General features: G+C 70.1%; 20 protein-coding genes. 8 read left to right on the top strand and 12 right to left on the bottom strand.

Translation table 11 applies throughout. From position 1 onward, the window contains the following. Together FV223_RS06095 and FV223_RS06090 are read right to left on the bottom strand one after the other, a co-directional pair. Positions 1 to 1,144, bottom strand: a 1,144-nt coding sequence (locus tag FV223_RS06095; RefSeq protein WP_147725964.1) for a glutamate--cysteine ligase, incomplete at its 3' end; no start/stop codon positions are given. 225 nt (positions 1,145 to 1,369) lie between these two features. Then, positions 1,370 to 2,122, bottom strand: a complete 753-nt coding sequence (locus FV223_RS06090) for a 16S rRNA (uracil(1498)-N(3))-methyltransferase (RefSeq protein WP_147725963.1) — start codon at positions 2,120 to 2,122, stop codon at positions 1,370 to 1,372. Between the two features lie 294 nt (positions 2,123 to 2,416). Here FV223_RS06090 and FV223_RS06085 point away from each other — a divergent pair, with 294 nt between their 5' ends. Further along, a complete protein-coding gene (locus tag FV223_RS06085) occupies positions 2,417 to 2,881 on the top strand; it encodes a hypothetical protein (RefSeq protein WP_147725962.1) in 465 nt (154 codons plus the stop codon). Between the two features lie 52 nt (positions 2,882 to 2,933). After that, positions 2,934 to 3,884 carry a 4-hydroxybenzoate octaprenyltransferase gene (gene ubiA / locus FV223_RS06080; RefSeq protein WP_147725961.1) on the top strand — a complete coding sequence of 317 codons (951 nt, stop codon included), beginning with the start codon at positions 2,934 to 2,936 and terminating at the stop codon, positions 3,882 to 3,884. Between the two features lie 4 nt (positions 3,885 to 3,888). On the opposite strand, the gene FV223_RS06075 is transcribed toward ubiA, so the two are convergent. Then, positions 3,889 to 4,413 (bottom strand): DUF6101 family protein, encoded by a 525-nt coding sequence (locus FV223_RS06075; RefSeq protein ID WP_244030286.1) that lies wholly within the window; start codon positions 4,411 to 4,413, stop codon positions 3,889 to 3,891. A 354-nt stretch (positions 4,414 to 4,767) separates the two neighbouring features. Here FV223_RS06075 and FV223_RS06070 point away from each other — a divergent pair, with 354 nt between their 5' ends. After that, a complete protein-coding gene (locus tag FV223_RS06070; protein WP_147725960.1) occupies positions 4,768 to 5,601 on the top strand; it encodes a 3'(2'),5'-bisphosphate nucleotidase CysQ in 834 nt (277 codons plus the stop codon). Between the two features lie 74 nt (positions 5,602 to 5,675). Here FV223_RS06070 and FV223_RS06065 read toward each other — a convergent pair whose 3' ends face one another. After that, positions 5,676 to 5,912: an AsnC family transcriptional regulator gene (locus FV223_RS06065; RefSeq protein ID WP_147725966.1), complete on the bottom strand. Its 237-nt coding sequence runs from the start codon at positions 5,910 to 5,912 to the stop codon at positions 5,676 to 5,678. A gap of 187 nt (positions 5,913 to 6,099) precedes the next feature. Further along, positions 6,100 to 6,309 (bottom strand): cold-shock protein, encoded by a 210-nt coding sequence (locus FV223_RS06060; protein ID WP_147725959.1) that lies wholly within the window; start codon positions 6,307 to 6,309, stop codon positions 6,100 to 6,102. A gap of 292 nt (positions 6,310 to 6,601) precedes the next feature. Between FV223_RS06060 and FV223_RS06055 the strand changes: the two genes are divergently transcribed. Next, a complete protein-coding gene (locus FV223_RS06055; RefSeq protein WP_147725958.1) occupies positions 6,602 to 6,991 on the top strand; it encodes a hypothetical protein in 390 nt (129 codons plus the stop codon). A 7-nt stretch (positions 6,992 to 6,998) separates the two neighbouring features. On the opposite strand, the gene FV223_RS06050 is transcribed toward FV223_RS06055, so the two are convergent. After that, a complete protein-coding gene (locus tag FV223_RS06050) occupies positions 6,999 to 7,205 on the bottom strand; it encodes a hypothetical protein (protein ID WP_147725957.1) in 207 nt (68 codons plus the stop codon). Positions 7,206 to 7,350: 145 nt separating this feature from the next. Between FV223_RS06050 and FV223_RS06045 the strand changes: the two genes are divergently transcribed. Then, positions 7,351 to 7,929 carry a type 1 glutamine amidotransferase domain-containing protein gene (locus FV223_RS06045; protein ID WP_147725956.1) on the top strand — a complete coding sequence of 193 codons (579 nt, stop codon included), beginning with the start codon at positions 7,351 to 7,353 and terminating at the stop codon, positions 7,927 to 7,929. 78 nt (positions 7,930 to 8,007) lie between these two features. Here FV223_RS06045 and FV223_RS06040 read toward each other — a convergent pair whose 3' ends face one another. From FV223_RS06040 to FV223_RS06030, 3 genes are all read right to left on the bottom strand, one after another. After that, positions 8,008 to 8,304 carry a hypothetical protein gene (locus tag FV223_RS06040; protein ID WP_147725955.1) on the bottom strand — a complete coding sequence of 99 codons (297 nt, stop codon included), beginning with the start codon at positions 8,302 to 8,304 and terminating at the stop codon, positions 8,008 to 8,010. 356 nt (positions 8,305 to 8,660) lie between these two features. Then, positions 8,661 to 9,524 carry an NAD(P)-dependent oxidoreductase gene (locus FV223_RS06035; protein ID WP_147725954.1) on the bottom strand — a complete coding sequence of 288 codons (864 nt, stop codon included), beginning with the start codon at positions 9,522 to 9,524 and terminating at the stop codon, positions 8,661 to 8,663. 95 nt (positions 9,525 to 9,619) lie between these two features. Continuing rightward, positions 9,620 to 10,822 (bottom strand): pyridoxal phosphate-dependent aminotransferase, encoded by a 1,203-nt coding sequence (locus FV223_RS06030; RefSeq protein ID WP_147725953.1) that lies wholly within the window; start codon positions 10,820 to 10,822, stop codon positions 9,620 to 9,622. Positions 10,823 to 11,006: 184 nt separating this feature from the next. On the opposite strand from FV223_RS06030, the gene FV223_RS06025 reads away from it, so the two are divergent. Both FV223_RS06025 and FV223_RS06020 read left to right on the top strand, forming a co-directional pair. Continuing rightward, on the top strand, positions 11,007 to 12,029 hold the full coding sequence (locus FV223_RS06025) for an LLM class flavin-dependent oxidoreductase (protein WP_147725965.1): 1,023 nt from the start codon (positions 11,007 to 11,009) through the stop codon (positions 12,027 to 12,029). Positions 12,030 to 12,202: 173 nt separating this feature from the next. Then, positions 12,203 to 13,219 carry a fumarylacetoacetate hydrolase family protein gene (locus tag FV223_RS06020; RefSeq protein ID WP_147725952.1) on the top strand — a complete coding sequence of 339 codons (1,017 nt, stop codon included), beginning with the start codon at positions 12,203 to 12,205 and terminating at the stop codon, positions 13,217 to 13,219. A 142-nt stretch (positions 13,220 to 13,361) separates the two neighbouring features. On the opposite strand, the gene cysN is transcribed toward FV223_RS06020, so the two are convergent. From cysN to FV223_RS06005, 3 genes are read right to left on the bottom strand one after another with little or no spacing between them, the layout of a single operon-like run. Continuing rightward, positions 13,362 to 14,768 carry a sulfate adenylyltransferase subunit CysN gene (gene cysN, locus FV223_RS06015; RefSeq protein ID WP_147725951.1) on the bottom strand — a complete coding sequence of 469 codons (1,407 nt, stop codon included), beginning with the start codon at positions 14,766 to 14,768 and terminating at the stop codon, positions 13,362 to 13,364. Beyond that, on the bottom strand, positions 14,768 to 15,703 hold the full coding sequence (gene cysD / locus FV223_RS06010) for a sulfate adenylyltransferase subunit CysD (RefSeq protein WP_147725950.1): 936 nt from the start codon (positions 15,701 to 15,703) through the stop codon (positions 14,768 to 14,770). Before cysD ends, cysN begins: the two co-directional genes overlap by 1 nt. After that, positions 15,700 to 16,494 (bottom strand): phosphoadenylyl-sulfate reductase, encoded by a 795-nt coding sequence (locus FV223_RS06005; protein ID WP_147725949.1) that lies wholly within the window; start codon positions 16,492 to 16,494, stop codon positions 15,700 to 15,702. The genes cysD and FV223_RS06005 overlap by 4 nt, the downstream gene beginning before the upstream one ends. Before the next feature lie 234 nt (positions 16,495 to 16,728). On the opposite strand from FV223_RS06005, the gene FV223_RS06000 reads away from it, so the two are divergent. Continuing rightward, a complete protein-coding gene (locus tag FV223_RS06000; RefSeq protein ID WP_147725948.1) occupies positions 16,729 to 17,244 on the top strand; it encodes an Lrp/AsnC family transcriptional regulator in 516 nt (171 codons plus the stop codon). Positions 17,245 to 17,473 lie beyond the last annotated feature (229 nt).

Genomic DNA, 17,473 nt, shown 5'->3' with positions numbered 1-17,473 from the left:
GCGCGACCGGCGTCGCGAGGCCCAGGCGCGGGACGGTGGCGCGCAGGGCCTCCCGGTCGGTCGCGCTCCAGCCCGAGACGAGGTCGAGAGCGGCATCGAGCGACGCCTCGTCGTAGAGCAGGCCGACCCAGAACGCGGCCTGCGCCGCGATCATGCCGGCATCGCCGACGTCGGCGCCGCGCATCTCGAGGAAGCGCTTGAGTCGAACCTCGGGAAAGGCGGTGGAGGCGTGGTTGGCCCAGTCGGAGACCGTGGCGTACTCGCCCGGCAACTGGGCGAGCTTGCCGGCCATCAGGTCGCGGAACGAGGCGCCCGAGACGTCGTGGTAGGTGTCGCCGCGCTTGACGAAGTACATCGGCATGTCGAGCAGCCAGTCGACGTAGCCCTCGTAGCCGAAGCCTGCGTCGAAGGCGAAGCCGAGCATCCCGGTGCGGTCGGCGTCGGTGTCGCGCCAGATCTCGGAGCGTCGCGACAGGAAGCCGTTCGGCCGCCCGTCGGTGAAGGGCGAGTTGGCGAACAGGGCGGTCGCGACCGGCTGCAGCGCGAGCGAGGCGCGGAGCTTCCGCGTCATGTCGCTTTCCGACGCGAAGTCGACGTTGACCTGCACGGTGGCGGTGCGCAGCATCATGTCGAGGCCGAGCGATCCGACCTTCGGCATGTAGCCGGCCATGATCTTGTAGCGGCTCTTGGGCATCACCGGCGTCTCGGCCCGCGACCATTTCGGGCTCATGGCGAGGTCGAGGAAGCCGATGCCGAGGCCGTCCGCCACGCGCTTCGTCGCGGCCAGGTGCTCGTCGAGTTCGCGGGCGGTGGCGTGCACGTCGGCGACCGGCGCGCCCGAGAGTTCGAACTGCCCGCCGGGCTCGATCGAGATCGCGCCGCCTTCCGCAGCCGACAGGCCGATGACGTGGCCGGCATCGAGGATCGGCTCCCAGCCGGTCTCGCGGCCGACGCCTTCCAGCAGGGCGCGGATGCCGCGCTCGCCTTCATACGGCACCGGTTCGCGCGTCTCGACGTAGAAGGGAATCTTCTCGTGCTCGGTGCCGATCGCGAAGCTCTCGCGCGGCTTCTCGCCGGCCGCGAACCAGTCGATCAGTTCGACACGCGTGGTGAGCGGTGTCGTGTCGGACGTATCGCGCGCCATGCGCTGCCTCGCCGTGAAATCATGGGCTGAACTCGGGAAGCGCGCCGGCCGTCTGGAAAAGAGCGATGCGGTCGTGCCCCGTCGCCGGGATGGGTCGTCCATAATCCAGGGCGCCGGACCCGACAACGCGACCTTGAGCGCCCCTGCCCCGCTTCGACCGGCAATCGTCGGGCGTCGGAGGCGCCGCGCGCGGTCGATGTGCGCGGGCGCACGCCGACCGGGCTATCATCGCGCGTCGCCGAGTACGGCCTGGACCAGGGCGAGCGCCGCGACCGCGGCGGTGTCGGCCCGGAGGATGCGGGGCCCGAGGGAGAGCGCCACGGAGTTGGGCCGCGCCAGGATCGCCGCGCGCTCCTCCGGCGCGAACCCGCCCTCCGGGCCGATCAGCACTGCGAGCGGAACGGGGCCCGCCGGATCCGCGGCCCGGCGCAGGGCGGCGACGGGGTCGGCGATCGCGGCGTCCTCGTCGCAGAACACCAGCAGCCGCTCCGGCGCGAGGTCGGCGAGCGCCGCGGGCAGGCGCGCGGCTTCCATCAAGGCCGGCACGGCGAGGATGCCGCACTGCTCGGCCGCCTCGATCATGTTGGCGTGCAGGCGCTCGGTGTTGAGGCGGTCGCCTTGCGTGTAGCGTGTCAGGACCGGCCGGATCGTGCCCGCCCCCATCTCGACCGCCTTCTGGGCGAGGTAGTCGAGCCGCGCGCTCTTCAGGGGCGCGAACAGGTAGTGCAGGTCGGGCGGTGCGGTCTGGGGCCGTACTCGGTCGACGACGGTCAGATGCGCGCTCTTGCGCCCCGACGGCACCAGGCTCGCCCGCCACTCGCCGTCCCGCCCGTTGAACAGCAGCACCGGGTCGTCCGGCTGCCGGCGCAGGACGTTGAGCAGATAGTTCGCCTGCGCCCGGTCCAGGGGAAGGTTCGCGCCCGCGAAGAGGTCGTGCGCCACGTGAAGACGGGGCGCGGTGAAGTCGTAGGCCGCCATCCGGGCTCCGTCGCGTGCGGGATCGCCGCTGTCAACGCCGGAGCGAGGCGGCGCCGATGTTGCCGAAACATCACGGGCGCTGGTTTTCGAAACGTTACCCCGCCATGTCGGAGCCGGCCCGTTTGCGGCTCGATTGACGCCACATTCCTATGGCGAAGCGGAGCCCGGACATTCCGGACCGGCCGTACCGCAGCGCGGCCGACCTCCGGCTCGAAGACGACATCCGTCGACGCTGCGCGCCATGCCGACGGCGCATCGCCTGCGTCCGGGGCGGATCTCTAGGGAGACGAGACCATGCGCTACAAGACCTACGGACTGGCCGCCGCCCTCGTCGCGGGCAGCTTGCTGGCCAGCACGGCCGCCTTCGCTCAGTCCGCCGAATGCGGCGCGATCCAGACGACGCTGCAGACCCGCAAGGATCTCGTCGCCAAGGCGAACGTGGCGTCGAACGGAAAGAAGAAGATGACCCCGCAGGAGGCCTGCGCGCTGTTCGGCAAGCTTCAGTCCAACGGCGTCGAGGGCATGAAGTGGATCGCCGCCAACAAGGAGTGGTGCTCGATCCCCGACTCGTTCGCGGAAGGCTTCAAGGCCGACCACTCGAAGGTGGTGGGCATCCGCACCAAGATCTGCGGCATCGCGGCCCAGGCGACCAAGATGGAGGCTCAGGCCCGCGCTCAGGCCCAGAACGGCGGCGGCGGCGGCCTCCTCGGCGGCCCCGGCCTGACCGGCCAGTTCAAGATGCCGCAGGGCGCGCTCTGAGGCGGATGCGACCCGCCTCCCACCCGTTCCTCATCCCGTCCGGGCCCCGGTCGTGAATGCCGCGAAGGCGGTGGAATCCCGCGTCGCCGACGCGGTGACCGGCCATTGGGTCGACCGGCTCGCCCCGCGGGCCGCCCGGCCTTACCTGCGCCTCGCCCGCATCGACCGGCCGATCGGCTGGTGGCTGCTGCTGCTGCCGTGCTGGTGGTCGACGGCGCTGGCCGCCACCCGCGCCGGCCTGCCCTGGCCCGATCCGCGCCACCTGCTGCTGTTCCTCGTCGGCGCGGTGGCGATGCGCGGGGCCGGCTCGACCTACAACGACATCGCCGATCGCGACCTCGACGCGCAGGTCGAGCGCACGCGCTCGCGGCCCCTGCCCTCGGGGCAGGTCGGCACGCGCGCCGCCGCCATCTTCCTCGCCGCCCAGGCGCTGGTCGGCTTCCTCGTCCTGATGCAGTTCGATGCGTTCGCCATCGGCGTCGGGCTGTGCTCGCTGATCCCCGTGGCGATCTACCCGTTCATGAAGCGGGTGATGTCGATGCCGCAGCTGGTGCTCGGCCTCGCCTTCTCCTGGGGGGCGCTGATGGGCTGGGCCGCCCTGCTCGATCAGCTCGCCGCACCGGCCTGGCTGCTCTACGCCGGCACGATCGCCTGGGTGGTCGGCTACGACACGATCTACGCGGTGCAGGACATCGAGGACGACGAGATCGCCGGCATCCGCTCGTCGGCGCGGTTCTTCGGCGGCCGGCTTCGGGTCGCCGTCGGGGCCTGCTACGGGGCGGCCGTGCTGCTGATCGGCGCGGCGGCCTACGGGGCCGGGGCGGGACTGCTCGGTTTCCTGGGCGTCGCCGCGTTCGCGAGCCATCTCGGCCGGCAGGTCTGGCGGCTCAAGGCGCGGGACGGGCGGGAGGCGCTGGCCCTGTTCCGCTCGAATCGCGGGGCCGGGCTCATCCTGTTCGCGGGGCTCGCCGCCGATACGATCAACCAGGGCTGGCCGGGCTGAGCGCTCACGAGCGGGCGATGATCTCGTTCTCGCCGCGGTGGATCTGCGGGCGGACCGGGAGGCGGCCGGTCTTGCGGCGCACGAGGAAGCGCGGGCGGCGGTCGCCGAGCGAGCCGTGCCGGCGCCGAATGCGGGTCTTGCCGAGCATCAGCCGGCCGACCTGCGCCGACACGGTTGCGAGCACGCCGTCCTCGCGCACGATCATCCGCGGCAAGCCGGTGCGGGCGGCGAGGTCCCGCCAGATCGCGACGACCTCCTCCTCGCAGAACGGCCCGAGACGGGCGACGACGGCGCCGGCGGCGTCGACGAGGCAGAGGTCGAACCGGTCCTCGCCGCAGCTCTCCGCCTCGTCGGTCGCGAAGGTGAGCGCGATGCCGGCGGCCTTGGACGTCGCGGTGGCGGCGCCGAACACCGGCAGCGGCGAGGCGTCGAAGGCGAAGCGCGCCGGCGCGGCGCCGTCGCGATCGAAACGATCGGTCTCGGCAAGATGATCGGTCGGGTTCCGGTCCATGGTGTCGAACGTGTTCATCTGCCCGCCGTCCATTTGCAAGTGGCGACCTGCTCGGGTCGTCCGTTATGCCAAGCAGATTGGAGTCTAACCTCCCCACGGTGCCTTAAGAGTGAGCGTTAAGCGATCGTGGACAGCGCGTTCGCGCTCGGAATGCTCAACGGTTCCTTGCCGCGATCGATGAAAACCGCCGGTTCCGCGCTGCGGCCTCGCGATCCTTGTGGCGCTCCGGGGCAGACCCTACAACGGTGCGGTCGCGCACTCCGGCGCGCCGCCCCCCTGTCGCGATCGGGACCATCCGCACGTCGCATCGGCGCGCGGGTCGGCGCGAGCCGCGACGCCGATCCCCCCTCCCGTCGCCGGACACGGACCGCCATGACCGATACGATCTCAGCGGACTTCGTGCACGCCCTGATGCCGGACCTGCGCGAGGCGCTTCGCGAGGCGGCCTCCCTCGCCCTGCCCTTCTTCCGCGCCGGCAGCCAGACCTCGGCGAAGATCTGGTCGAAGGCCGGCGGCTCGCCGGTGACGGAAGCCGACGTCGCCGTCGACACCTTCCTGAAGATCCGCCTAAGCCAGATCGTGCCGGCGGCGGCGTGGCTGTCCGAAGAGACGGCCGACGACGCCGTGCGGATCGGTCACGACCTCGTCTGGATCGTCGACCCGATCGACGGGACCCGCGCCTTCCTGTCCGGGCATCGGGACTGGTCGATCGCGGTGGCGCTGCTGAAGGCCGGCGAGCCGGTGATCGGCTTCGTGAACGCGCCGGCGCTCGGGCACGATTACGAGGCGATCCACGGGCGGGGCGCGACGCGCAACGGCGAGCCGATCGGCGCGCGGCAGGGCGTCGCACTGCCGACGGCCCGCGTCACCGGCCCGAAGCCGATGATCGACCGGTTGGGGCGTGGCGTCTCGCGCGATCTGGGGGACGCCACCTTCGAGCGCATCGACCGGATTCCGTCGCTGGCCCTGCGCGTGGCCCGCGTCGCCGAAGGCTCGGTCGATGTCGGGCTGGTCTCCTCGGATGCCCGCGACTGGGATCTCGCGGCGGCCGACCTGATCCTGCGCGAGGCGGGCGGCTCCGTCTGCGACATGTCCGGCGTCGCGACCGTCTACAACCGGACCGATCCGGTGCATGGCGAGCTGGTCGCGCTGCCGAACGACCTGCGCAACGTCGTCGTGTCGGCCTGGGACCGGGGCCGGTCGTGACGATCTCGCGGGCTTGAGCGGGCCCGAAACGAAGAAGAGCCGATCCTGCATCTTGCAGGATCGGCTCGGCGTGGTCAGGCGTGGGCGGCTTCGCGAAGGGCCAGAGCGGCCGGCGCGAGCCCGAGGCGGTCGGCGAGATGCCAGCGCAACTCTCGGGGCGAATGATAATTGTAGGATCGATCGATGAGGTGGGAGAGGTCGAGGGTCGGGGCGTCCGACGTCGCGCTCTGCTTGATGCACCCCACCTTGAAGGTCGCTGAATCCGTGACGGGCGACCGGACGCTACGGCGTCGGGTGTATTCGAACAACATGGTGTGTTTGATTGTCTTCCGATGTGACCGGGTTTGCTCCGCCACGCGGCGGGCCCGGCTCTGTTTCTGTGGTGTTGCGATTAAGATTGCGTTTACCTTGACCGTCCGGCGCGGCCGCTCCCGGAGGATGGCAGCGTCGGATGGTTTCGACCGTGTTCACGGCCGCGTGGATGGGAGACCGATGGCCTCAGGCAGCCTGGAGGTTGCCGGCGGCGTCCTTGCCGCTGCGCTTGTCGGTCAGGATCTCGTAAGACACCTTCTGACCCTCGATCAGGTTGCGCATGCCGGCGCGCTCGACGGCGGAGATGTGGACGAACACGTCCTTGCCGCCGTCATCCGGCTGGATGAAGCCGTAGCCCTTGGTCTCGTTGAACCACTTCACGGTACCGGTATTCACGTAGAGAACCTCGTATCGACGATGGGTCGAGCCCTCGCGCTCGTGAAAGCGCGAACGGATCGACTGACTTCTAAGTCTGGTATGGGTGGCAGGGCGTCGGGCAAGGAACCCGTAACCGGCGTCCGTCCCAGGGTTTGGGCCCCCCACAACCCTATCTAAGGGCTCCCTGCGGCCGCAACAAGGCAGGGATGCAGGTTCTCGGCGTGCCCGGGCAAAAGCGGAGGCCCGGCGGCTGGGATTCTCGTGGGCCCCAGTGCATATAAGGGTTCGCGCTCAGGCTTTTAGGCGATCCATGGCAGGTATCTCGGTTTCGTTGGAAGGGGCCAACATCCAGCTCTCCTTCCAGAAGGACGATCAGGCGACCGCCGTGGTGATGGATGCCCGCGCCGCCCGCGCCCTCGTGCGCGCCGTCGGGCAACTGCTCACCGCCATCGACGAACCTGAGGAGCCCGACATGGCCGAGGAGATGGGCGACCAGGAGATCGCGATGCTCGACGTGACCTCCTCCGCGATCGAGATCGGCACAGACGACCAGGGCCAGGCCGTCGTCGCGCTCCAGGCCGGCGCCCTGCCGCCGTTCCAGCTGCGCCTGACCGACGAAGAGGCCCGTCACGTGGCGACGAGCCTCTCCGAGATCCTCGCGGCCCCGCGCGACGTGCGGGCGTCGCACGGCGGCCACTGAGCCGGTCCTACATCCTGACGCCGGGATCGGTCGGGGCGCCGGGAAACACGTCAGGCTCCGAGCCGGGGCCGCCGGGCTCGTCGATGCCGGGATCGTTCACCGGATAGGGCGTGCGCGGCCCGGTCGGCCCGATATCGGGCATCTCGTCCGGCGGGACGGGCGGCGGAAGGTCCCCGGGGGTCGGTTCGGGGGTCGGAAGGCCGGGATTGGCCATGCGCTGCCTCGTGCAGTTGGGAATGAGCTAGCCAACGGATCGCCTGCGCGAGGGTTCCGCGCATTCCTGGGTTGCCGGATCGTCGGGGAACCGCGGGGAGACATCCCGGTTTGCCGGCCGACGTCATCCATCGGAGCGAACCGCCATGCCCGACATCAAGCAAGCCAAGGTCCTGATCCTCGCCACCGACGGGTTCGAGGAGACCGAGCTCACCGTCCCGCAGGCCAAGCTGCGGCAGGCCGGCGCGACGGTCCACGTCGCGTCGCCGAAATCGCGCGAGAAGCCGGAATCGATTCGTGGCTGGGACAAGACCGATTGGGGCAAGAACGTCGCGGTCGACCTCGACCTCGAGACCGTCGATCCGTCTGCCTACGATGCCCTCGTCCTGCCCGGCGGCCAGATCAACCCGGACAAGCTCCGCCTCGAGCCGAAGGCATTGGAGGTGATCAAGGCCTTCGTGACCTCGGGAAAGGTCGTCGCCGCGATCTGCCACGCGCCGTGGCTGCTGATCGAGGTCGGCGCGGCGAAGGGCCGTGACCTGACCTCGTTCTCCTCGATCCGTACCGACGTGATCAATGCCGGCGCCCGTTGGCACGACCGCGAGGTCGTGACCGACCACGGCATCGTCACCAGCCGCAATCCCAGCGATCTCGATGCGTTCTCGGCGAAGATCATCGAGGAGATCGCCGAAGGGCGGCACGAGCCCCGCTCCCTCGCCGCCTGATCGCGCGACGACACCAGAGAAGGCCGCCTGCCCTCTCGGCGGGCGGCCTTTTCGTCGAATGGAAGCCTCGTTCTCCGCTCAGCGCTTGGCGACGACGGCCTTCTGCGCCTTCGGCTTCAGGCCGGTGGTGCTGGCGATCAGCGCCGAGAGGTGATCCTGGTCGAGGTCCGCGGCCGCCTTCTGCGCCGGCTGGGCGGCGACGCGCTCGGGCTTGCGCGGCTCGATCGACCCGGTGGTCACCGGATCGGGCAGGCTCGCCAGAACCTGAGTGCTCGGCGCCGGATCGCGCTGGACCCGCAGCGCCCAATGAGCGGCGGTGGACAGCGCCGCGATCGCTAGGATCGCCTTGACCCCGCTGGTGAGGAACCCCCGCATGATGGTCAAGCCCGACAAAACGCAGTGACACACGACCGGTTCCCCGGCCCATTGCCACTGTTGCCGATGAGCGTGAACGAAATCCGAAGGTCGGCACCGGCTGCCGTCCCGGAACGGGGCGAAACTTGTGTGGGCCATGCGCCGGGTCCGCGGTTCCTGTTCCCCGCGCCTCCGACACGCCTGCAGCACCCCGGCCCACCAGGATTCACAGGAGCGGTCCAGAGAACTGGTCCGGGCCGCCCCGTCACTGCCGACCCCGCGTCCATGCAGGCCCGAGCGGGCTCGCGAAACCTTCAGGCGCATCGGCCGCGGGGACCGCCGATGTAGGTGAAGTGCAAAGAGCCGGCAACCGATGCTCAGGACGATCCGCGCGTCCGCGACGATCCGCCTGCCGCTTCGGCGAAGGCGAGGAGCGTGGCGACGTCGTCCTCGCCCTCGGGCGCCGCGAGATGCGCGAAGGTCTCGGCCGCCCCGGCGAACATCGCGCCGCCGGCTGGGTCCGGCGCCAGGAAGTCGACGATCTCGTGCATTTCCGCGACCCAGCGGTAGGCCTTCGACATCATGTCGGGAAACCCGCCGGCGAAGCGGGCGAGCAGCTCCGGCTCGCTCTCCATCAGCTCCGCCCGCAGCGCGTCGGCGGCGCCCGCGCGCTCTGCGCCGAGGACGATCGCCGCGGCCACCGCCTTCAGGCCCTTGTTGATGCCGGCATAGGCCATCTTCAGGCCGGACGCCGCCCCGACGCCACCCGCGCAGGTCCGCATGTCGAGGCCGCATGCGCGCAGGGCCATCAGCGGCGCGAGGTCGTCGCCGGCGACGTAGACCCGCGGCCCCTTCGCGCCGGATTCGGGCGGGAGCCCGAGGATCGCACCATCGAGGAACGGCGCGCCCGTGCCCGCGATGATCGCGGCGATGCCGTGCACCGTCGCCGGCGACACCGCATTGCAATCGACGTAGACCGGCTTTTTCGGCTGAGCCGCCAGGCTCGGGGCGAGGCGGGCCGCGAGGCCGGCGGCATCGGCCGGCGGCACGATCGACAGGATCAGGTCGGCCGCGGCGATCTCCGCATCGTCGGCGTGGCTCATGCCGGCGGCCCGGGCGCGGTCGCGGGTCCCGGCGCTCCGTCCGGTCAGCGATGTCAGGACGCGGACGCCGTTCTCGGTGAGGCGGCGGGCGACCGCGCTTCCCATGGCGCCCGGGGCGATGACGGCGATGGTCGGCATCGAATCACCTCAAGCCATGGCCCGAACCACAGGGACGATCCGCGGCGGATCCGTATCGAAGTGGCGGGCACCCGATGGTGCCCGCCGTCGTCGTGCTAGCGCAGCGAGCCGCAGAAGCGCTGGATGCGGTTGCACGCTTCCTCCAGCGTCTTGGTCGAGGTGGCGTAGGAGATGCGCAGGTTCGGGCCGAGGCCGAAGGCCGAGCCGTGCACGGCGGCGACGCCCTCCGCCTGCAGCAGCTCGGTCACGAAGTCCTCGTCGGTGGCGATGGTCTTGCCTGACGGGGTCGTGCGCCCGATCGTCTCGGCGCAGGACGGGTAGACGTAGAACGCGCCCTCCGGCGTCGGGCATTGCAGGCCCTTGGTCTGGTTCAGCATCGAGACCACGAGGTCGCGCCGCTCCTGGAACGCCGCCTTGAACTGCGCGAGGTGCGCCTGCGTGCCGTCGAGCGCGGCCACCGCCGCCCATTGCGAGATCGAGGACGCGCCCGAGGTCTGCTGGCCCTGGACGAAGTCCATCGCCTTGATCAGCTTCTCCGGGCCGGCGGCGTAGCCGATGCGCCAGCCCGTCATCGCGTAGGCCTTCGAGACGCCGTTCATGGTCAGCGTGCGCTCGTAGAGGCCGGGCTCGATCTGCGCCGGGGTGACGAATTCGAAGTCGCCGTAGGTCAGGTGCTCGTACATGTCGTCAGTGAGCACCCAGACGTGCGGGTAGCGCATCAGCACGTCGGTGATCTTCATCAGCTCGGCATGGCTGTAGGCGGCGCCCGAGGGGTTCGACGGCGAGTTGAGGATGATCCACTTGGTCTTCGGCGTCAGCACCCGCTCCAGCTCCTCGGGCTGGAGCTTGAAGTCGTGCGCCATGTCGGTCTCGGCGAAGACTGGCGTGCCGCCGCAGAGCACCACCATCTCCGGGTAGGACACCCAGTAGGGGCGCGGGATCACGACCTCGTCGCCGGGGTTCAGCGTTGCCAGCAGCGCGTTGTAGATCACGTGCTTGCCGCCGGTGCCGACGATTGTCTGGGAGACCTTGTAGTCGAGCCCGTTCTCGCGCTTGAACTTCTTCACGATCGCTTCGCGCAGCGGCACGATGCCCGACACCGGCGGATACTTGGTCTCGCCCCGGGCGATCGCCTCGATCGCGGCCTGCTTGATGTGCTCGGGCGTGTCGAAGTCGGGCTCGCCGACCGACAGGCTGATCACGTCCATGCCGCCGGCTTTCAGGTCGCGCGCCTTCTGCGTCATCGCGATCGTCGCGGATGGTTTTACGCGCGAGAGGGCGTCGGCGAGAAAGCCCATGGTCGGGTGCTCCGGTTTTCATGCAGGTTTCGCCGTCCCGTGACGGCGGCGGGACCGTAGTCGCGGCTCCTGGGACGAGCAAGGCGCCGGCTCGGGGTTCGCCGGCAAACGTCACGCACGGGGTGCAGGGCTCGTGCTCGGCCGCCGCCTCGACGGCGGCTTCCGGCGACACCATCTCCTGGCGATGGCAACGCTCTCCGTCCTCGACCTGTCGTTCGTCGGTTCCGGCTCCAGCCCGGCTCAGGCGCTGCGCGACTCCCTCGACCTCGCCCGCCACGTCGACCGCCTCGGTTACGGGCGATACTGGCTCGCCGAGCACCATGCCCTGCCCTCGGTCGCGAGCCCGGCCCCCGACATCATGGTCGGCCAGATCGCGGCCGCGACCCGGACGATCCGGGTCGGCTCGGGCGGGATCATGCTGCCGAACCACGCGCCGCTGATGGTCGCCGAGCGCTTCAAGGTGCTGGAGGCGCTGTTTCCCGGGCGGATCGACCTCGGCCTCGGGCGCGCGCCCGGCACCGACGGCATCACCGCCCAGGCGTTGCGCCGGCGCGAGGCGCCGCGCGGCGGCGACGACTTCCTCGAGCGGCTGCAGGAGCTGATGCTGTGGGAGACCGGCGGCTTCCCCGAGGGCCATCCGTTCAACACCGTGACCGTGATGCCGGCCGGCGTGCCGCTGCCGCCGATCTTTCTGCTCGGGTCCTCCGACTACAGCGCGCATCTGTCCGCACGCCTCGGGCTCGGCTTCGCCTTCGCCCAGCACTTCGCCTCGTTCGACGCGCGTGGCCCGATGCTCGACTATCGCCGCGGCTTCCAGCCCTCGCGGTGGGGCACCCGGCCCCATGCGATCCTCGCGGTCGCGGCCGTCTGCGCCGAGACCGAGGCGCAGGCCGAGCGCCTGGCGCTCAGCACCCAGCTGGCGACGCTCCGGCGCGAGCGCGGCGAGTACGCTCCGATCCCGACGCTCACCGAGGCCGAAGCCTATCCCTACAGCGATGCCGAGCGCGCCCGCATCGCCCGCGGCCGAGACCGGTTGCATGTCGGCACGCCGGAGACTGTGCGCGCCCTGCTCTCGGGCCTCGCCGAGGCGACGCAGGCCGACGAGATCATGGTGGTCTGCGCCGTTCCCGATCAGGAGGCCCGGCGGCGCTCCTACAGCCTGCTGGCGCAGGCCTGGGGACTCGCCGAGACGGCCGCGGCCGCGTGAATCGCCGGACGACATCCTGACCAGCCTGTCGCCTCGACCGGTCCCGGGCTCCTGACATCGATCCGGGATCGGCGCATCCTGGCGGTCTCGACGCGGCTTCGCGGCGTCGGGCACGCGGATGGCCCGTCGAAGGGCCGCCACCCAGGCATCGACGATCTCGGGAGGAGAGAACGATGTGCGATCGACGCGACTTCCTGAAGGCGACGGCCGGTCTCGCGGCCACCGCCATGGCCGCCCCGGTCGCGGCACGGGCCGCGGAGAAGGGGCCGCCCGCGCCGACCGCCTTCGGCATGCCGCGCGACATGATCCTGATCAACCTGCGCCGCGACGGCGGCTACGGCCTCGGCCTTAAGACCCCGGACGGCGTGCTCGACGTCGCCGCCGCCGGGAAGGCGGTCGGCCTGCCGGTGCCGGCCGACATGGACGACCTTCTGCAGAACGGGAAGGGCCCGATGCTGCGCGCGGTGATCGACGCGGTCGAGGCGGCCCCCGACCCGCGGCTGACGATCCCCGAGGACCGGATCGCCTACGCGCCGCTGGTCACCCGGCCGGAAAAGATCATCATGATGGGATTCAACTATCGCAAGCACGCCGAGGAGACGGGAACGCCGCCGCCGAAGGACCCGCCGCTGTTCAACAAGTACAACAACACGCTCAACCACCACGGCGGCACGATCCGGCTGCCGACGCAGGCGGCGCGCGAGTTCGACTACGAGACCGAGCTGGTGATCGTCTTCGGCCGGGAATGCCGCGACGTCTCGGAGGCCGACGCGCTCGACTACGTCGCCGGCTACGCCACCGGCAACGACTTCAGCGCCCGCGACCTGCAGACGCTGACCTCGCAGTTCATGATCGGCAAGACCTCGGACGGGTTCGCGCCGCTCGGGCCCTACCTCGTCACCGCCGACCGCGTGCCCGACCCGAACAATCTGCGCCTTGTGACCAAGGTCAACGGCGCGGTGCGGCAGGACTGGACGACCGCGGACATGATCTTCAACTGCCGCCAGCTGATCAGCTTCGCTTCGAAGGTGATGACCATCAAGCCGGGCGACGTCTTCTACACCGGCACGCCGCAGGGGGTGATCTTCGGCGAGAAGATCCCGCGGGCGGAGCGGCAATGGCTGAAGCCGGGCGACGTCATCGTATCGAGCCTCGAAGGGCTGGGCGAGCTGCAGTTCAGCCTGGTCTGACCAGCGTTCGGAAACACCTATCCGCCCGCACTCCGCAGTCCTTACCGCTTGCGGGAACGACGTGGCTCCGTACCGGCAACCGAGGGATCGCGCGGATCACCGCGCGGTCCTCTCTGTCGTCTAGGGCCGAGGCCGCCGCGTCTCAGCCGCTGAACAACCCGCGCAAGCGGCTGAGGAAGCCGCCGGTCGGGGTCGTCGCGGCGGCGCTCGTTGGGGCGGTCGCGGCCGCCCGCGTCGGCGCTTGAACCAGGCCCAAAGCCGCCGTGTCCGTGCTCTCGCGATCGATCAGGATCAGGCCGCCGGTGTCGCGGGTCTCGGCGTAGGGGTCGAACGGCACCGCGCGGTCGAGCTTGAGCGTGACGTCGGCGATGTCGTTGGCGACGAGCTTCTCGGCCGGGCCGGGCTGCCCGGTCTCGGGGTCGATGCGGTTGCGGATGCGGTCCACCACGGCGTTGGCCGTGACGGTGCCGACCTTGGCGAGCAGCGCCGTGCCGGGGGCGAGCTCGGTCTCGGCGGCCCAGAACAGGCGCACGTCGAGGGTGTCGGAGACCTGCATCGGATGCGAGGCGGCGGCGATGACGCTGCCGCGCGAGGCGTCGACCTCGTCGGCGAGCACCAGGGTGACCGACTGGCCCTCCTGGGCGCTGGCGAGATCGCCGTCCGGGCCGACGATCCGCGCCACCGTGGAGGTGCGCGCCGACGGGGCGATCGCCACCGCGTCGCCCGGCTTCACCGTGCCGGCGGCGATGAGGCCCGAGAACCCGCGGAACTCAGAGTTCGGCCGGTTGACCCACTGCACCGCCATGCGGAACGGCGCGGCCAGCGCCTCCTCGTGCACCGGCACGCTCTCGAGATAGGCCAGCAGCGGGCCGCCCTGGTACCACGGCGCGGAGACCGCCGGCAGCACGACGTTGTCGCCGTTCTTAGCCGAGAGCGGGATCGCCCGGACCTCGACGAAGCCGAAATCGCGGGTGAAGGCGGAGAAGCCTGCCACCAGCCCGTCGAAGGTGGCCTGCGACCAGCCGACGAGGTCCATCTTGTTGATGGCGAGCACGACGCGGCGGATGCCGAGCATCGAGACCAGCAGGGCATGGCGCCGGGTCTGGCGGGTCAGGCCCTGGCGGGCGTCGACCAGGATCACCGCCACGTCGGCGGTCGAGGCGCCGGTGGCCATGTTGCGGGTGTACTGCTCGTGGCCGGGCGTGTCGGCGACGATGAACGAGCGCTTGTCGGTGGAGAAGAACCGATAGGCGACGTCGATGGTGATGCCCTGCTCGCGCTCGGCCTGGAGGCCGTCGACGAGAAGCGCGAGGTCGACCTCCTGCCCTTGCGTGCCGTGCTTCTTCGAATCGCGCTGGAGCGCGGTGATCTGGTCGTCGAAGATCTGCTTGGTGTCGTGCAGCAGGCGGCCGATCAGCGTCGACTTGCCGTCGTCCACCGAGCCGCAGGCGATGAAGCGCAGGACTTCCTTGCTCTGATGCGCGGCCAGGAACGACGCGTAGCCGAACTCGGGGGCGTCGAACGCGTCCTTGGAGGGGTGGACCGTCATCAGAAGTAGCCTTCCTGCTTCTTGCGCTCCATGGCGCCGGCGCCGTCCTTGTCGATCACCCGGCCCTGCCGCTCCGAGGTGCGGGCGGCCAGCGTCTCGCCGATGATCGCCGGCAGCGTGTCGGCGCCGCTCTCGACCGCGCCGGTGAGCGGATAGTCGCCGAGCGTGCGGAAGCGGACCTTGCGCAAGGTCGGCGTCTCGCCGGGCTTCAGCGGCAGGCGGTCGTCGTCGACCATGATCAGCTGCCCGTCGCGCTCGACCACCGGCCGCGGCTCTGCGAAGTAGAGCGGCACGATCGGGATCCGCTCCTGCTCGATGTAGAGCCAGATATCGAGCTCGGTCCAATTGGAGAGCGGGAAGATGCGCAGGCTCTCGCCGCGCTTCTTGCGCAGGTTGTAGAGGTGCCAGGGCTCGGCCCGCTGGCGCTTCGGGTCCCAGCGGTGCTGGGCCGTGCGCAGGGAGACGATCCGCTCCTTGGCGCGCGAGGCCTCCTCGTCGCGGCGGGCGCCGCCGAAGGCCGCATCGAACTTGTGCTTGTCGAGCGCCTGCCGCAGCGCCTGCGTCTTCATCACGTCGGTGTGGACTTCCGAGCCGTGACTGATCGGGCCGACGCCGCGGGCGAGCCCGTCCTGGTTGGTGTGGACGATCAGGTCGAGGCCGAGTTCCTTCGCGCGGGCGTCGCGGAAGGCGATCATCTCGCGGAACTTCCAAGTCGTGTCGATGTGCATCAGCGGGAACGGCAGGCGGCCGGGGGCGAACGCCTTCAGCGCCAGGTGCAGCAGCACCGACGAATCCTTGCCGATCGAGTAGAGCATCACCGGGTTCTCGGTCTCGGCGACCGTCTCCCGGAAGATGTGGATGCTCTCGGCTTCCAGACGCTGCAGGTGCGTGAGGCGGCTACCGGCTTGCGCCTGGATCGCGGGTGCGGCGCTCATCGGGCCATCTCCGGTCTGTGGGATTGCGTGGTCTCGAATGCCGCGGCTTCCTCGCCGGGCGCGACGTCGGCCTCGGGCACGTGGACGTGCAGGCCGCATTCCTTCTTGGATTCCTGCTCCCACCACCAGCGGCCGGCACGCTCGGGCTCGCCGACACGGACGGCACGGGTGCACGGGGCGCAGCCGATCGAGGGGAAGCCGCGATCGTGCAGCACGTTGTAGGGCACGTAGTTGTCGCGCACGAAACGGTCGACGTCCTCGCGCGTCCAGTCGGCCAGCGGGTTGAGCTTGATCAGGTCGCGGCTCTCGTCGAACTCGGCGAGCGGCGTGTCGGCGCGGTTGGCAGACTGGCCGGCGCGCAGGCCGGTGAGCCAGCCGGCCGCCCCGTCGAGGGCGCGGCCCAGCGGCTCGACCTTGCGGAAGCCGCAGCAGGCCTGCCGCGCCTCGATCGAATGGCGGAAGCCGTTGATGCCGGATTCGCGCACGAACGCTTCCTCGGATCGCCGCTCGGGGGCGTAGGCGCGGATGCGGATGCCGTAAGCCGATTCCGTCTCCGCCCAGACGTCGTAGGTCTCGGGATACAGCCGCCCCGTATCCAGGGTGACGATCTCGGTCCGGCCCTTGGCCATCGCGAGCGCGTGCGTCAGCGCCTGATCCTCGATGCCGAGGCTCGTGGTGAAGACGAGGCGTCCGGGGATCGTCGCCTCGATCAGCGCGATCCGCCCCTTGAGGTCGAGGGGCTTGAGCTGGGCGGCGAGATCGGCCGCCGCCTGGGGGGTGGGAAGGGTCATCGCCTGTTCGTTCGCGGGCCGGGTCGTGCCAGGGGCACTGGTTGTTCCCTGAGATGTTCGCTATAACGAACGGTGTCAAGGCGCCGCCGCGAGGCCCGGATGCCCTACGCTGCGATGCAGTAAGCCCTGGCAACACGCCGCAATCGGGATCGGTTGCGCGAAAATGGAAGTTCCTTCTCATGGGCGCCCTGCATGGGCCGCATGGCGAAGCGACGTCGAGATGCGAGGTTGGCCGTGGATTCGATCGATCTGAAGATCCTGGCACTGCTGCAGACGGACGCGACCCTGTCGATCGCCGCGATCGGCGAGCGGGTCGGCCTGTCGCAGACCCCATGCTGGAAGCGCATCCAGCGCCTCGAGGCCGACGGGGTGATCGACCGCCGCGTCGCCGTGCTCGACCCGGTCAAGCTCGGCCTCGGGCTCACCGTGTTCGTCTCGATCGAGACCGCCGACCATTCGCGCGAGTGGCTGGAGCGATTCGCCGGCACCGTCTCGGCGATGCCCGAGGTGCTGGAATTCTACCGCATGGCCGGCGACGTCGATTACATGCTCCGCGTCGTCGTGGCCGACATGAGCGCCTACGACACGTTCTATAAGCGCCTGATCGCGACGCTGCCGTTGAAGAACGTCACCTCGCGCTTCGCGATGGAGAAGGTGAAGTCGACGACGGCCCTGCCGCTGCCCGCGCCACCGACGAACGGCCGCCAGATCCAGGGATTGCCGCCGACCCTCGTGGCGGTCGGAGAATAAAGTTCTTTTTTGCGCCGCAATGACGATCGACTCCTTCTCCAAATCAAGCGTTCTGTAAAACGGACGTTTTCCCGTTGACAGGGGCCTTCCGCCCCACGACATGGTCTTCCGATGTCACGCCAAAGCCTTCTTCCCCGCACCGCGCCGTTCGGCGACAGCGAGCGGGCCAGCCTCGACGCCGTGCTCGGCAGCGCCACCGCGATCCAGCGCGCCTGGCTCGCCGGCTTCC

It is taken from the genome of Methylobacterium sp. WL116, assembly GCF_008039455.1.
Classification (GTDB): domain Bacteria; phylum Pseudomonadota; class Alphaproteobacteria; order Rhizobiales; family Beijerinckiaceae; genus Methylobacterium.
Note: the sequence above shows the minus strand (reverse complement) of the source record. Positions and strands in the feature narration are given on the sequence as shown.

Excerpts from the sequence above, each read along its gene's own strand:
- FV223_RS06055 (WP_147725958.1), top strand. The coding sequence starts at position 6,602 with ATGGCAGGTATCTCGGTTTCGTTGGAAGGGGCCAACATCCAGCTCTCC.
- FV223_RS06085 (WP_147725962.1), top strand. The coding sequence starts at position 2,417 with ATGCGCTACAAGACCTACGGACTGGCCGCCGCCCTCGTCGCGGGCAGC.
- FV223_RS06020 (WP_147725952.1), top strand. The coding sequence starts at position 12,203 with ATGTGCGATCGACGCGACTTCCTGAAGGCGACGGCCGGTCTCGCGGCC.
- FV223_RS06030 (WP_147725953.1), bottom strand. The coding sequence starts at position 10,822 with ATGGGCTTTCTCGCCGACGCCCTCTCGCGCGTAAAACCATCCGCGACG.
- FV223_RS06005 (WP_147725949.1), bottom strand. The coding sequence starts at position 16,494 with ATGACCCTTCCCACCCCCCAGGCGGCGGCCGATCTCGCCGCCCAGCTC.
- FV223_RS06050 (WP_147725957.1), bottom strand. The coding sequence starts at position 7,205 with ATGGCCAATCCCGGCCTTCCGACCCCCGAACCGACCCCCGGGGACCTT.
- FV223_RS06045 (WP_147725956.1), top strand. The coding sequence starts at position 7,351 with ATGCCCGACATCAAGCAAGCCAAGGTCCTGATCCTCGCCACCGACGGG.
- FV223_RS06035 (WP_147725954.1), bottom strand. The coding sequence starts at position 9,524 with ATGCCGACCATCGCCGTCATCGCCCCGGGCGCCATGGGAAGCGCGGTC.
- cysD (WP_147725950.1), bottom strand. The coding sequence starts at position 15,703 with ATGAGCGCCGCACCCGCGATCCAGGCGCAAGCCGGTAGCCGCCTCACG.
- cysN (WP_147725951.1), bottom strand. The coding sequence starts at position 14,768 with ATGACGGTCCACCCCTCCAAGGACGCGTTCGACGCCCCCGAGTTCGGC.
- FV223_RS06090 (WP_147725963.1), bottom strand. The coding sequence starts at position 2,122 with ATGGCGGCCTACGACTTCACCGCGCCCCGTCTTCACGTGGCGCACGAC.
- FV223_RS06025 (WP_147725965.1), top strand. The coding sequence starts at position 11,007 with ATGGCAACGCTCTCCGTCCTCGACCTGTCGTTCGTCGGTTCCGGCTCC.
- FV223_RS06070 (WP_147725960.1), top strand. The coding sequence starts at position 4,768 with ATGACCGATACGATCTCAGCGGACTTCGTGCACGCCCTGATGCCGGAC.
- FV223_RS06075 (WP_244030286.1), bottom strand. The coding sequence starts at position 4,413 with ATGAACACGTTCGACACCATGGACCGGAACCCGACCGATCATCTTGCC.
- FV223_RS06065 (WP_147725966.1), bottom strand. The coding sequence starts at position 5,912 with ATGTTGTTCGAATACACCCGACGCCGTAGCGTCCGGTCGCCCGTCACG.
- FV223_RS06040 (WP_147725955.1), bottom strand. The coding sequence starts at position 8,304 with ATGCGGGGGTTCCTCACCAGCGGGGTCAAGGCGATCCTAGCGATCGCG.